Source organism: Neobacillus sp. YIM B06451 (genome assembly GCF_032667185.1).
Classification (GTDB): Bacteria; Bacillota; Bacilli; order Bacillales; family Cytobacillaceae; genus Bacillus_D.
This window is the reverse complement of record NZ_JAVFKJ010000014.1, coordinates 69254-81638: the sequence shown is the minus strand read 5'-3', so window position 1 is coordinate 81638 and position 12385 is coordinate 69254. Positions and strand designations below refer to the sequence as shown.

15 protein-coding genes are annotated in these 12385 nt (G+C 45.6%); 3 read left to right on the top strand and 12 right to left on the bottom strand.

Annotated features, from left to right (window positions below):
* Positions 1 to 135: 135 nt before the first annotated feature.
* Together RB160_RS19125 and RB160_RS19120 are read left to right on the top strand one after the other, a co-directional pair.
* Positions 136 to 837, top strand: coding sequence for a helix-turn-helix transcriptional regulator (locus tag RB160_RS19125; RefSeq protein WP_316572035.1), 702 nt, complete (start codon positions 136 to 138; stop codon positions 835 to 837).
* An 85-nt stretch (positions 838 to 922) separates the two neighbouring features.
* Entirely contained in the window at positions 923 to 1165 is a 243-nt protein-coding gene (locus RB160_RS19120; protein ID WP_316572034.1) for a DUF2626 domain-containing protein, read from the top strand.
* 376 nt (positions 1166 to 1541) lie between these two features.
* Here the strand turns inward: RB160_RS19120 and RB160_RS19115 are convergent, their stop codons facing one another.
* Both RB160_RS19115 and RB160_RS19110 read right to left on the bottom strand, forming a co-directional pair.
* Positions 1542 to 2630, bottom strand: coding sequence for a class I SAM-dependent methyltransferase (locus RB160_RS19115; protein WP_316572033.1), 1089 nt, complete (start codon positions 2628 to 2630; stop codon positions 1542 to 1544).
* A gap of 39 nt (positions 2631 to 2669) precedes the next feature.
* Positions 2670 to 3311 carry an MBL fold metallo-hydrolase gene (locus tag RB160_RS19110; RefSeq protein WP_316572032.1) on the bottom strand — a complete coding sequence of 214 codons (642 nt, stop codon included), beginning with the start codon at positions 3309 to 3311 and terminating at the stop codon, positions 2670 to 2672.
* Between the two features lie 161 nt (positions 3312 to 3472).
* On the opposite strand from RB160_RS19110, the gene RB160_RS19105 reads away from it, so the two are divergent.
* A complete protein-coding gene (locus tag RB160_RS19105) occupies positions 3473 to 3655 on the top strand; it encodes a DUF2759 domain-containing protein (RefSeq protein WP_316572031.1) in 183 nt (60 codons plus the stop codon).
* A gap of 47 nt (positions 3656 to 3702) precedes the next feature.
* Here the strand turns inward: RB160_RS19105 and RB160_RS19100 are convergent, their stop codons facing one another.
* The 10 genes from RB160_RS19100 to rpmG form a co-directional block, all read right to left on the bottom strand.
* Complete coding sequence (locus RB160_RS19100) at positions 3703 to 4854, bottom strand: YqgU-like beta propeller domain-containing protein (protein ID WP_316572030.1); 1152 nt, start codon at positions 4852 to 4854, stop codon at positions 3703 to 3705.
* A gap of 81 nt (positions 4855 to 4935) precedes the next feature.
* Entirely contained in the window at positions 4936 to 6117 is a 1182-nt protein-coding gene (locus RB160_RS19095) for a M14 family metallopeptidase (protein WP_316572029.1), read from the bottom strand.
* 125 nt (positions 6118 to 6242) lie between these two features.
* Positions 6243 to 7211 carry an ROK family glucokinase gene (locus RB160_RS19090; protein WP_316572028.1) on the bottom strand — a complete coding sequence of 323 codons (969 nt, stop codon included), beginning with the start codon at positions 7209 to 7211 and terminating at the stop codon, positions 6243 to 6245.
* Positions 7212 to 7213: 2 nt separating this feature from the next.
* Positions 7214 to 7432 carry a YqgQ family protein gene (locus RB160_RS19085; RefSeq protein WP_316572027.1) on the bottom strand — a complete coding sequence of 73 codons (219 nt, stop codon included), beginning with the start codon at positions 7430 to 7432 and terminating at the stop codon, positions 7214 to 7216.
* Between the two features lie 50 nt (positions 7433 to 7482).
* Positions 7483 to 9045, bottom strand: coding sequence for a rhomboid family intramembrane serine protease (locus RB160_RS19080; protein ID WP_316572026.1), 1563 nt, complete (start codon positions 9043 to 9045; stop codon positions 7483 to 7485).
* Positions 9046 to 9509: 464 nt separating this feature from the next.
* On the bottom strand, positions 9510 to 9704 hold the full coding sequence (locus RB160_RS19075; RefSeq protein WP_316572025.1) for a hypothetical protein: 195 nt from the start codon (positions 9702 to 9704) through the stop codon (positions 9510 to 9512).
* 65 nt (positions 9705 to 9769) lie between these two features.
* Complete coding sequence (locus RB160_RS19070) at positions 9770 to 10720, bottom strand: L-lactate dehydrogenase (protein WP_316572024.1); 951 nt, start codon at positions 10718 to 10720, stop codon at positions 9770 to 9772.
* 63 nt (positions 10721 to 10783) lie between these two features.
* On the bottom strand, positions 10784 to 11566 hold the full coding sequence (locus RB160_RS19065; RefSeq protein WP_316572023.1) for a DUF92 domain-containing protein: 783 nt from the start codon (positions 11564 to 11566) through the stop codon (positions 10784 to 10786).
* Positions 11563 to 12126: a 5-formyltetrahydrofolate cyclo-ligase gene (locus RB160_RS19060; protein WP_316572022.1), complete on the bottom strand. Its 564-nt coding sequence runs from the start codon at positions 12124 to 12126 to the stop codon at positions 11563 to 11565. The genes RB160_RS19065 and RB160_RS19060 overlap by 4 nt, the downstream gene beginning before the upstream one ends.
* Before the next feature lie 61 nt (positions 12127 to 12187).
* Positions 12188 to 12337, bottom strand: coding sequence for a 50S ribosomal protein L33 (gene rpmG, locus RB160_RS19055; RefSeq protein ID WP_082306913.1), 150 nt, complete (start codon positions 12335 to 12337; stop codon positions 12188 to 12190).
* Positions 12338 to 12385 lie beyond the last annotated feature (48 nt).

Here is a 12385-nt window from a genome sequence, read left to right as displayed (position 1 = left end):
GTAGTTTTTGTATAATGACAATAGGTTAATTGTGAACACTTTCCAAACATAAAGTGTTAACATTGTTAACCTCATTCCAAAGGGATTAGTGCTGTATTATAATGGAATAAATTGAGGGGTCCGAGGTGAACCATAATGGAGCAGACTTTAAAAATAACCAACGTTTTATCCGATCCAACCAGGTATTACATCTATCAATACATCACTAAACGCCACCAGGAAGTAACTGTACAAGAGGTAGCCGACAATTTCAATATCCATCCGAACGTCGCCCGCCTGCATCTTTCAAAGCTCGAGGATGTAAACATGCTTTCATCCGAAACAAAAAAAACTGGAAAAGGCGGCAGGCCAAGCAGGCTTTATAGGCTTTCCGATGATGTCATCCAACTTCACTTTCCCTACCGCGACTATATGCTTTTGTCTAAAGTTGCAATTCAAACCATGCTGGCACTAGGGGAAGAGGGAAAAAAAGCTTTATATTTAACTGGCAAGCGTTTCGGCGCGGAACTAATCGAGCAGGAAATCACCAAAAGGATGCAGGCCGGAACAGAATTGGATTTCGAACAAAAGCTCTCCATCTTGAAAAGCGCTGCCACGCTTGCGGGCTTTTATCCCGAATTTGAAGTGAATGACGATAAGACAAAGATATTTTTCCAAATCTACAACTGCCCGTTCAAAGAAGTTGCCGTTGATCATTCAGAAGCAGTATGCAGCATGCACCATGAATTTTTGAAAGGCATGTTTGAAGCGTTATTCGAATCTGCCGAACTGATTGAGTATCAGAGTATCGCGAACGGATGCGACACTTGCACCTATCAGGCACTGGTATCCAACTAAGTTTTGGAGACGATAGTTTACTTTTCCATCTCTTTTATCTTATAATATGGTACGATGGTATCACGGGTAAAAGGGAGGGTTACATATGGAGCGAATGTACAGGGTGCTCGGGTTCTGGACCGGGATTTTCACAGTGATGTTTTACTTGGGGCATATGCCAAAAACGGCGCTGCTCTTCCTGGCACAGACCGGATTCTTTGTTCTTCTAAGCTATCTTAAATTATCAGAACGCATGTATATGTATATTTTCGGGGCATATTTGACAATCTTCTTTGCTGGATTCACCTACTGGACTACCTTCATGATGCCGTTAGGCGGGGGCCATTAATTCCAGATATGCTCGAAAAGACCGCCGGGGAGCCACTTCCCCGGCGGTTTTTCTTGTTTTCTAGGAAATTTTAAATGTAAGCTTGTGGATAACTCGAAATAAGTTATTGTAATCCAGCTCCACAAGGAAAGCTACGGCAGCATAGCATCGCACGAAGGAAAAGTGTTTTTCTTTTCCGAGGAGCACCTAGCCCCTCGAGGTCATAAGCCGGTTCCCTCCGGAGGGCAGGCCCGTCCTGCGGGCCCCGTCTTATGCTTGTCGGGGCTGACCACTAAGGAAAGCTCCTGAGAATAATCATCGCAGGGACAAGCGGTTTTTGCTTGTCGCGAAGGCGCTTGCGCATTTTGTTCTAAACTAGATAAATGATAATCATACATTATGGAAAAATCTTATCAGCACCAAGCCTTAATCCCTTTTGCTGGAGGAGCACATGGAAAGAGGCGCTCATCCCCGAAGGAAGCACGAGGCTTCGGATCGCCCGGTTCCGCCTGCTTCTTTCGGAAAAAGGGTTCGGGTCATAATGTTCTTCAAATTCAGTAAGAATCCCAGCGGAAATCAGGAATTCATCCTGCCTCAACTTCGTAAGCGCTTCAAGCCCCTGTTTTTCCCCCTCTTTCGCAAGGGCATCGAAATGGATATGCGTCGTAATATCCATCCTTCCCGGATAGGCCAGTACATCATTTACCATCTGGTGGTTCATATATCCCCTCAGGCTTCCTTGTTTCCTCTCAGGCAACATCCACTCTTCAGCTGTATATCCATAATCGACTGTGGCGACAATCCCTTCTTCAAGGGAACGGGAAATTTCCCGCACCATTTTTCCCATTGCCAATGGAACTTCGATCCGCTGCCCTTCGTTCAAGAAAAGCCCGTTTTCCTCCAGAAATGAGGCGACTTCCTCATTTTTTAATGGCACAAGCTTTTCAAAGAGCCGGCCATTGTCAATGCCAACCATGGCCTCCATGAGTATTCCGGATTTTTTTTCGACTACATGGACTGGCAAGGCATCGAATAATTCGTTTGAAAAAATGATCCCTTTGAAATGGCGGATGCTTTGAATCCCACTCTCTTGCGAAAAGCCTGAAAAACCATCAAGCGCTTCACTTTGTAGCTTTCGGTGATACGGGCTCGTCTCTATGATCGTATAGGTAAGGCTATCCCCAGAATGGTTAGCCCATTCTTCCATAAAGGCTTTCGCAAAGCGGCCGTTCCCGCCTCCAATTTCACAAACAGCCGGGGCAACGCCATTTATTTTGACATGCCGGGCAAACCACTTTGAAAAAATCCGGCCGAATATATCCGAAACATTGCTAGATGTAATAAAATCGCCTGACCGCCCAATTTTTTCGGATTCCCGCATATAATAGCCATGGACGGGATGATAAAGAGCCAGTTCTATATAGTCCGCATAGGAAATCAGCCCGTTTCGTGATTTCCCGATAATATCCTCGAGATGAGAAAGCATGTAGTTGTTTCTCCCCTATCGTTTTTCTCTTTCGTAAAGCTATAGACCGAATCCATGAAGGAATGGATTCGTATCCATTTCATCACCAATGGTTGTCGCAGGCCCATGGCCGGGCAAAACAATCGTCTCTTCAGGCAGGGCCAAAAGCTTAGAATGGATGCTCTTCATCAGTTCCTTCTCGTTTCCTCCTGGGAGATCCGTTCTCCCTATGCTTCCCATGAACAGAGCATCGCCTGAAACGATAATTCCTTTTTCGGAAAAATAAAAGGAGACACTTCCCGGCGAATGCCCTGGCGTTTCAAAAACATTGAATGTGAAACCGTCTACTGTCATTTCTCCTTCATTCTTTATTAAATAATCCGCATCTCTGACCCTTATCGGTGGCCCGACTGGAAATAAGCCTGAACCATTCAAGGCCGGATCGCTTAGCCATTTTGCCTCCCTGTTATGAATATAAACAGGGATGCCGTAACGATCCCTGATTGTGTCAACCGCTCCGATATGGTCAAAATGCGCATGAGTCAGCAGGATTGCCCTTGGCTCAAGCTTTTTTTCCGCCAGGATATTGATAAGTTTAGTCCCCTCTTCCCCCGGATCAAAAATAAGGCATGTTCGGTCTTCCCGGTAAAGGATATAGCAATTCGTCTGCAAGCCGCCAAGCGGGACCGGAAACCAATTCATGTGAATACCTCCTGTTGCACTATGTGATAGCCTTATTGTACACTAATGCTCGACAAATCCGATAAAAAAATATAGAATTGAATTCGAATGGAAATGATTTGCTACATAATGGGGCCGGGCATTACCGCCCGTAGACTATATGGTAAAGGGGGCTTTTAAATATGCTTAAAGTAGGGCTTGTTATTATTTTCGCACTTGTTACTTTGCTGGCGGGATATAGTTCATTTACCTCACTAAAAAATAAAAATTTCCTTGGACTATTTTTTGCCGTTGCGACATTCCTTGTTTTTGGCTGGTTCACATTCATGACAATCCTGAAAAGCGGTTACCCTACCGGAACATAAAAATCTAAAACAAAAAGGACTCCCGGATTGATTGGGCAGTCCTTTTTTTACTCCTGGATAAGGCTTATAACCCTTTTTCCTACAGAATCGATGATCTTCTCAAACCTGTAGCCATAAAGGAATGCTTCTCCGTTTGGAGACGATTCAATCGGCTGATTTTCCGCCCCCTCCAAAAGAACTTTTCTCCCTCCCCCGAGTGCATGGGATGAAAGAATAAATCCCTCTGTGTAGGAATCCGCATCCCCGCTTTTAATAGGCTCGAAAATGGTAAACTCCTGTTTGTTGTCGTTAAAATCCATAAAAGGAACGAGCCAGCCGGAGAACCTGCCTAGCTGGGGAAGTTCGAAAGATAATAATTGGCTGAGCCGTGTATCATAAAACGTAAAAATTGCTTTATCAAATTCTTCTCCAGCCGCGCTTATACCCAGAATTAGGTTATTATACGTTTCAAGGTGGTAGAGATTTCCGAATGGCGCTGTTGCTTTTTCGCCTTGGATGTCCTGCATTACGAGAGGAGCGAAAAAGGTTGGATTATCTTCATCCCATTCAAGATATGCATACTTGTCTTTTCCAATCCATTTCACAAATGGATTGGGTATGCCAATCTCCTCGACTTTCCTGTCGGCGGCATTCATACGGAAAGCCTTATAGGTCCAATCCTCATTAAATGCGACAATCAACAAATCATCTACTTCATAAGGGTTCCATTCGGTATGGAGCTCAGACGATGGAAAGGACTGGTTTGCCAACTCGTTTCCGTTTGTATCATATATTGTTACAACCGCTTCATAAGAAGATGGGGAAGTATGGACCATCAGCCTAGTTTTTTGGGGATTGATGGAGACAGTAACAATTGGATTTTCGGTCATTAGAATCAAATCGCTCTCTCCTGTTTCAAGGGAATAGCGATAAAGGTTGGAGCCTAAAGATAAATTTGATGCAAAGACGATTTCGCTGTCACTAAGCCAGCCGAAAACCTTGAAAAACTCTCCTTCAGGGACCTTAAGCGGAAGTTTCCAGCCTTCCGATTGTTTCGCCGTCTGCCCACCATTGGCGATTGGATCTCCAGATTGTCCAGTGGGCTGCGCCTTCTCCTTTGGTTGCGAACATGACGCCAGGGAAAAGAAAAGGAGGAAAATGAAAAGCAGCCTGGCAGGTGCTGAAAATTGATAGGATATGTTTCGCAGACTTTTGCCCATTTCCTTCCCCCTTATTAGCAGATATTAATTAGACGATTTACTACGGCTAATAGTTTCATATTATTTTGTTTTTTTACCAGTTTAAAAAGATTTTCCTAATGCAAATAGAAAAATCCCCAATACATCCCGATAAACCTTATTAAATTGAGAAAGCGGCAGAGGGTTTATTCCCTTTCCAAGCTCTATTGTAAACCCGGGCCGTCCGTTTTCCTGAATGAACCAGTCCTTGAATCCAGCGTGGCTGTCGATTGTGTGGACTGCCCTGTACCCGCTTAACCTGGAAAATTCCTCTGCAATGTACGAGGAAACAGCGGGCTCTTTACCCCCATACCCCCAATAAAACTCTTGGCCCTGGGTATGGAATGCCACAACCATATCAAAACGGCTGTTTACCGAGAGATTGGCCATCGCAATAGCTTCCGGTTCGGATAGGGGAGATGTTCCCGTAAAATCACGTGGTGCGGGAGACTTTGGTTCCTTTCTTTCTTTTTCGATTTCCCAATTGGCGGGAAACTGATTATTCAAATCCACCCCCCTGATGTTCGCTTTCCAGCCGGAAAAGTCGGTTTTTCCACCATTTATTGCTGTTGCCAGTTCCCACATCCCCGGAGGCGGCCCGTGCAGGACAAGGTCAACTCCATCTGGATTCACCATCGGAACGATTGAGAGTTCGGTTGATTCAAAAATCGATATTGCTTCTTCTCCCAATATTGTTCGATTATCACAAAGGGCAAGCAAATACATATTAACAAGTTCCATAAGAATTCCACTAGTTATCCATTCGTTTGCGTGAAATGATGCATTAAAATGGACTTTCCGATGCCCGTTCCCAATTTTCAGTTCCCAAATCGGTTTTCCTAGAACGCTTCGGCCTATCACCGAAGTTTTTACAAATGGATAGACTTCCGTCAGTGCCTCCAAATCTCGTTCAAGAATATTGGAACAGTATTTTGTCCTTCCAATAAGAACCGGGGCTGTTGCCCTACAAGGAAGCAGGATGCACCTCTCGTTACTTATCCGGCTTCTTGCATTCAAAAGCTTTATGGTTTCGGTTTCAAAAGGCAAAAGGGAAGCAACCGAATCCAGCGTCTCCCCTTTTTTCAGACTATAACGCTTCACGGTAAACCCTGGGATGCGTATCCTTCCCCCCTTTTTCTCTTTAAATATGTCAAAGTCATTTGATGCCCGGATCAGTTCAGGCTGTAAACAAAACAAACGCCCGTAGTCTGCTAGAGCCTTGTCAGGCAGTCGGTCGATGAGCATGAATTCCCCCCTAACCAATAAAGACCTTCTTGCGTTAGTTCTTTAAAATGTATGAATAGATATGGGGGTTTCATGCTAGTAACAAAGAAGGCCCCCGGAAACGGGAGCCCTGCATGCGACATATTCTATAATGTAAGCCTATTCTTGGCGAGCCACGCTGCGCCGATGACTCCGGCATCATTTCCGAGTGTCGCCAAAGCAATCGTTGTTGTTTCACGAACCCGCGTGAAAGCATAGCGGGTAAACTGATCCCTTACCTTTTTTAAAAGAATATCACCTGCGCGCGATACCCCTCCGCCAAGGACAATTTTCTCCGGGTTAAGTATATTGGCAACATTCGCAAGGGCGAGGCCAAGATGGAAGGCAACCTCGTCCACAATCTGTCCCGCTGCTGAATCTCCATCCCTCGCGCTATCAAAAACATCTTTCGCGGTGATAATCCCGTTGGCTGCCACAATTTCAGCCAACCTTCCCTTCTTCCCAGCTTGGACTGATTCCATGGCAAGCCTTACGATGCCGGTAGCAGAGGCAATCGTTTCAAGGCAGCCCGTTTTTCCGCAATTGCACCGGGCACCCCCAGTGGGAATAGAGGTAATGTGGCCAATTTCACCCGCAGCACCGCTCACGCCTTGTACAATTTGCCCGTTGGCAATCACTCCGGCGCCCACCCCCGTTCCCAATGTCACGCAAACGAGGTCTTTCGCTCCATCACCCGCACCCTTCCACATTTCCCCAATTGCGGCGCAATTTGCATCATTATCAATTGCCGCCGGGAGGGACATTTCCGTTTCAATGGTAGCCTTTAATGGATAACTCCCCTTAAAGCCGAGATTGACAGCATTATAGAGGATGCCTGTGCCATAATCGACCGGTCCCGGAGCCCCCATCCCGACTCCCGCAAGTATCTCCCTGGCCTGTCCAATTACATTGAGCCGCTCATCGATGGATTTTATTATATTCAAGACGATATTTTTGCCTTCATTCGAATTGTCTGTCGCAATTTCCCATTTGTCTTTGATGTCGCCGTCAAAAGATATAAAAGCAATCTTCGTTGTTGTTCCGCCCAAATCGATTCCTGCCAACCATTTTTCCATGTTTACTCACCTGTTTTTTTGTTGTTTTTTTCTTTTTCCAGCTGGATTTCCTGCCTTAAGAGCATAAGCGCATTTTGGAATTCCCTATGTTCAATTAACTGTGAATTGTACAATTCGATCAGTTCTTCTTCAATTAGTTCCAAGTCGGCAACCCTTTCGCCAACATAAATAATGGTACCGTACTTTTTCAGGAATTGCTGGATGTCATAAATGGTTTTCACGTAATTCCCCTCGTTTCCAATATGCAAAGTGATATCCGGTATGATTCCAGTTAAGCTCCCCGTTGGGCAGAGAGCAATTTATCTATTTCATCCACCAATTTTTTATAATCCTTTTGTCCTGGTTTCAAGGACGCGGCCTTTTCGGCATGCTTTTTGGCGGAAACAAAATCCCCTTCCTCAAGGTAAATAAGCGAAAGATTGAAATGAGCTTCCGAAAAGCTGTTATCCTGGGCTATGGCTTTAAGCAAATGAGCCTTGGCATCCTGAAGTTTTTGCAGCTTGATTTCCGTATAGGATAAAAGAAAATACGTCTTTTCAGATACTTTGTTCTCTTCTTCATAACGGCGAAGGATAGAGTAAGCTTCATTATACTCTTCTTTGTTCACTTTTTCTTCCGCGAGGAGGATAACCGAGTGTTCATCTTTTGGCCCGAGCCCTTCCTCGAAACCATGCTGTACCATTGCCGTAGCCAGCAGAATGGATACCGCGGCAAAGGCAATCTGGCTTATCAATTTTTTCTTTTTTGGAAAATGCACTATGCCTGCTCCCAGGAATCCCGCTGCGAGACCTCCAAGATGGCCGGCGTTGTCAACCATTGAGACCGAAAATCCGAAAGCGAGATTGACAATGATGATCAAAAACACTGTATGGCCCATTGTCCTGAAAAAAAGACGCGGATACACCATACCGAAATAAAGAAGCGCCCCGAGGCAGCCAAAAATCGCTCCACTCGCGCCAGCCGATACTTCATGGCTGAAAAGGAAGCTTGCCAGCGACCCGCCAAAGCCGGCAAACAAGTAAACAAACAAAAATCGAACGCTTCCAAACATCTTTTCCACTGCAGTCCCTACAAAATAAAGCCCAAGTGTATTCATCACCAGGTGTAGAAAGCCGATATGAAGAAAAACCGGGGTAATGAATCTCCACCATTCCCCTTCCAAAATTAAAGGGTTGAATTTCGCCCCAAATTTTATCAGAGTGTTAGGATTTGTGCTGCCCCCATAGAGTTCAAGCAATAAAAACACCAGTATCTGAAAGGCCATGAAAAAATATGTGAAAATAGGCCGTCCCGCTGTAAAAATGGCCTGTTCTCGCCTGGTATCCTTTTCAGCATATTCCAATGTCCTCTGTCTAGTCTCCTCGGCATTCCCAGGAGTGAGGCCATCCATATTGCTTAAATCTAAGGAACCGGCATCCACTATACCAGTTAAACTTTCCTCTGCTTGCCCATAGGTTCCGTTTGCAAACAATATGGTATGTACCGAAATTTCGGATAGTCTGTCCCGATAAACAAATCGCTCACTCAAAACCTGCTGGTAATCATCAACAGGGGGCTGCCCACTTACATAAATATTTAAAATTCGCAGATTCCTTTGGCCCAATTGGCTCCTGATTTTCGCCCCTGTCGCAGCGGTCAGCTCAATATCCCTTAACATTCTGTTGGTCCAGTCAAAATCCTCACGGTATAGACGGACAATAGGGACCTCAGCAGACTCACTTTTTTCTAGCCAGAGTTCTTTTTCATCCGGAAATAATTTCACAATCCTGTATCCCGAATGTATGATAAATAATTCCGCAAGCTTCCAAAATAGAGTTTGTTCCAGATTGTTCAAAGAGCTTCCCTGCTTTCCCGAGGCTCCTTTTTGTAAAAGTAAGCCTTGTATCAATACCATTATAAACGAAGTTTCCTTGAACTAGTAATATAATACAAAATGCGAAAGCGCCTTCGTGCCAGGCAAAGACCGCCTGTCCCTGGGATGATTACTCTCAGGAGCTTTCCTTAGTGGTCAGCCCCGACAAGCATAAGACGGGGCCCGCAGGACACTGAATTACATCCTGAATTGGCCCACGCACGAAGGAAATGCGAGCATTTCCGAGGACGGGCCTGCCCTCCGTAGGGAACCGGCTTATGACCTCGAGGGGCTAGGCGCTCCTCGGAAAAGAAAAACACTTTTCCTTCGTGCGATGCTATGCTGCCGTAGCTTTCCTTGTGGAGCTGGATTAGAATAACTTATTTCGAGTTATCAACAAGGTTCAAGTTTTTATTTCCTAGAAGACGAGAAAGAGCCGGCCCGGTTTATAGCCGGTTCGGCTCTCCAAATACAGAATCCATCATTCTTCTTTTTACACCCGGCATGCCCATGATTGTTCTGACAGCCGCTTTCCTGACCCATCCTGTGCCAAGCAGGATGTTCATTAGCCTGTACCTGTTCCTGTAAATCAGGTACCCCGCGGCGCCGAACATAACGGCGGATGAAATTGCCTTATTCATTTTACCTACCTCCCTTTTTATCGTATCCCTATGGAGGAGGTTTATACGAAAGGGGGTAATTGATGTTAGTAGGGTTCCATGGCTTTTTCAAGAATATCCTTCAAAATGCCAGCTGAATTGGCGAACCTCTCCCTTTCTTCCGGTGACAAATCAAGCTCCACAATTTCCTTTATCCCGTTCCGGTTTACGATTGCAGGGACCCCTATATAAAGGTCCTCCTGCCCATACTCCCCTTGCAGGAATGCTGAAACAGTCAAGACGGAATTTTCATTTCCCAGGACCGCCTTTGTCAGCCTGACAAGTCCCATGGCGATACCGTAGTAGGTGGCACCCTTCCTCTCAATAATATGATAGGCGGCGTCCCTGACATTCAGGAAGATTGTGTCGAGTTCTTCCGGTTTAAAGTCGTTCTTCTTTTTTGCCCATTCGCCTATTTTCATACCGGCAATATCCGCATGGCTCCAAACCGGAAGTTCAGTGTCGCCATGTTCACCGATAATATAGGCATGGACATTCCTTGGATCCACATCGAAATATTCTCCAAGCAAGAACCTGAATCTAGCAGTATCCAGAATTGTGCCGGACCCGATGACCCGTTCCTTTGGCAGGCCTGAAAATTTCCACACAGCATAGGAAAGGATATCGACTGGGTTGGTGGCGATAAGAAAAATCCCATCAAACCCGCTTCCCATAACACTGTCTACAATCTCTTTAAAAATCCGGGTATTTTTATCAACAAGATCAAGCCGCGTTTCGCCAGGTTTTTGGTTGGCACCCGCACAAATGACGACAAGATCGGCATCTTTGCAATCGGAGTACTCCCCAAACCAGATTTTCGTACTTGAAGGAGCGAATGGCAGTCCGTGATTCAAATCCATCGCGTCTCCTTCTGCCTTTGCCGTATTCAGGTCTATCAAAACAATTTCTTCCGTAATCCCCTGGTTCAATAGCGCGAAGGCGTAGCTTGAACCGACCGAACCCATTCCGATGATTGCTACCCTGGCGACTCGCTTCATAAAATCGCCTCCTGTATAATTTCCTGGCTATTCTAACCTCAATAGTATCCCAAATCCAATGAATTATAAAAGGATAAGGTAAGTTCCCATAACTGCCGCTGCCCCGGATAAAAAGTTGACGACATCATTATCAAGCAAGGAATTGCCTTTTACCTTTCCTGTAGGTACCCCGCAATGGCGAGCTTTCTCGGTCTCAAGCCCGCAAACCTTGCACTTGTATGATACCTGAAAATAGGCGCCGAGAAGAGTATCGATAACGTTTCCCAGAAATCCAAAAATGAAAATAATCCAACCGGTCCATAACGGCAGCCCGAAGAAGTAAACGGCCATAATTGCGATAAACCCTGCCCCGGCCAAGGCAGCGCACGTACCAAGAAGGCTGACAGCACCAGAAGTACCCCGCTCGGCCCGTTTGAACCCTTTGATGCTGATTGGATCCCTCTTACCAATGGGTCCGATTTCCGAAGCCCATGTATCCGAATTAGCGCTTGAAATAGCCGCGGCATAACAGGTAAGCCAAATGGGATTCCCTGTTGCGAAAAACATTCCGCTGCAAATCGCTGCAGGGCCTCCATTTGCGGCCACCTGCCTCCAGTCACGCGTTGCCCCTTTTGCAAGCTTTTCATCCATGGCCGATTTGCTTTTCGCTTTAAATTTTGACCATAGGCTGGACGACGCGAAGAAAGCCCCAAGAAGCAAAAGGCCGTTAACACCCGTACCCACCAAGGTCATAATGCCGATTCCAATTGAAGCTAACGCGCCTGTCACGGTCAACGCCTTAAGTTTCCAACCTGTCCACGCTGCTACAAAAATCAGAATCCCCCCGAGTAAAATTCCTGGAGTCATTTTTGAATGGCCGCCTCTTCAGTCACTATGAGCCCAACAGGAACGTCATGCTCCTCGATTGGGAGATCTTCAACGATTTGGCTGTTGAAAGCAAGGGATACCGTTTCCCCCTTGTAATCAGCCAAAAAACGGTCATAATAGCCCCCTCCAAAACCAAGTCTGTAGCCACTCCGGGAAAAAGCCAATCCTGGAACGACGAGCAGGCATATATCACTCGGCTCCACGGGTGCTGTCCTTTCTACCATTGGTTCAAGAAGGCCATAATAAACCTTCTCCAAGTGAGATAAATCCGTAAGATAGCGGAATTGCATTTCCCTTGTAGCAGGTAGGCACTTTGGTACAGCGATGCGTTTTCCTTCCCTCCAGGCATTCTCGATAATCTGGTATGTATCAACTTCAGGTGGCCGGGATATCGTAATGCCGATTACTTCCGCTTTATCCCAAACGGGATTCCTGAATAAATTGGAAGCAATCCGTTCTGAACGCTCACGGTATTCCCCCTCGGCAATTGATTTTAGGCAATTCATCATCGCCTTTCGCAATTTCTTCTTGTCTTCCATATTCCATTCCCTCTTTTCACCTATTTTAGGCAACAAAAAAAGCAGTAGGAAGCCCTACTGCTTATTTTGTTTCGCGATGTAATGTTGTACGCTTTTCCCTGGAGCAATATTTTTTGAGCTCAAGGCGATCTGGATTATTGCGTTTATTTTTTTTAGAAATATAGTTGCGCTCTCCACACTCAGTGCAAGCTAACGTAATATTCACGCGCATTATTATCCCTCCAAACATTTAGAACATGTTCGTTATACGACTTTTCTA

Excerpts from the sequence above, each read along its gene's own strand:
- RB160_RS19110 (WP_316572032.1), bottom strand. The coding sequence starts at position 3,311 with ATGAATTGGTTTCCGGTCCCGCTTGGCGGCTTGCAGACGAATTGCTAT.
- RB160_RS19105 (WP_316572031.1), top strand. The coding sequence starts at position 3,473 with ATGCTTAAAGTAGGGCTTGTTATTATTTTCGCACTTGTTACTTTGCTG.
- RB160_RS19075 (WP_316572025.1), bottom strand. The coding sequence starts at position 9,704 with ATGAATAAGGCAATTTCATCCGCCGTTATGTTCGGCGCCGCGGGGTAC.
- rpmG (WP_082306913.1), bottom strand. The coding sequence starts at position 12,337 with ATGCGCGTGAATATTACGTTAGCTTGCACTGAGTGTGGAGAGCGCAAC.
- RB160_RS19065 (WP_316572023.1), bottom strand. The coding sequence starts at position 11,566 with ATGACTCCAGGAATTTTACTCGGGGGGATTCTGATTTTTGTAGCAGCG.
- RB160_RS19070 (WP_316572024.1), bottom strand. The coding sequence starts at position 10,720 with ATGAAGCGAGTCGCCAGGGTAGCAATCATCGGAATGGGTTCGGTCGGT.
- RB160_RS19100 (WP_316572030.1), bottom strand. The coding sequence starts at position 4,854 with ATGGGCAAAAGTCTGCGAAACATATCCTATCAATTTTCAGCACCTGCC.
- RB160_RS19090 (WP_316572028.1), bottom strand. The coding sequence starts at position 7,211 with ATGGAAAAATGGTTGGCAGGAATCGATTTGGGCGGAACAACAACGAAG.
- RB160_RS19125 (WP_316572035.1), top strand. The coding sequence starts at position 136 with ATGGAGCAGACTTTAAAAATAACCAACGTTTTATCCGATCCAACCAGG.
- RB160_RS19115 (WP_316572033.1), bottom strand. The coding sequence starts at position 2,630 with ATGCTTTCTCATCTCGAGGATATTATCGGGAAATCACGAAACGGGCTG.
- RB160_RS19120 (WP_316572034.1), top strand. The coding sequence starts at position 923 with ATGGAGCGAATGTACAGGGTGCTCGGGTTCTGGACCGGGATTTTCACA.
- RB160_RS19060 (WP_316572022.1), bottom strand. The coding sequence starts at position 12,126 with ATGGAAGACAAGAAGAAATTGCGAAAGGCGATGATGAATTGCCTAAAA.
- RB160_RS19095 (WP_316572029.1), bottom strand. The coding sequence starts at position 6,117 with ATGCTCATCGACCGACTGCCTGACAAGGCTCTAGCAGACTACGGGCGT.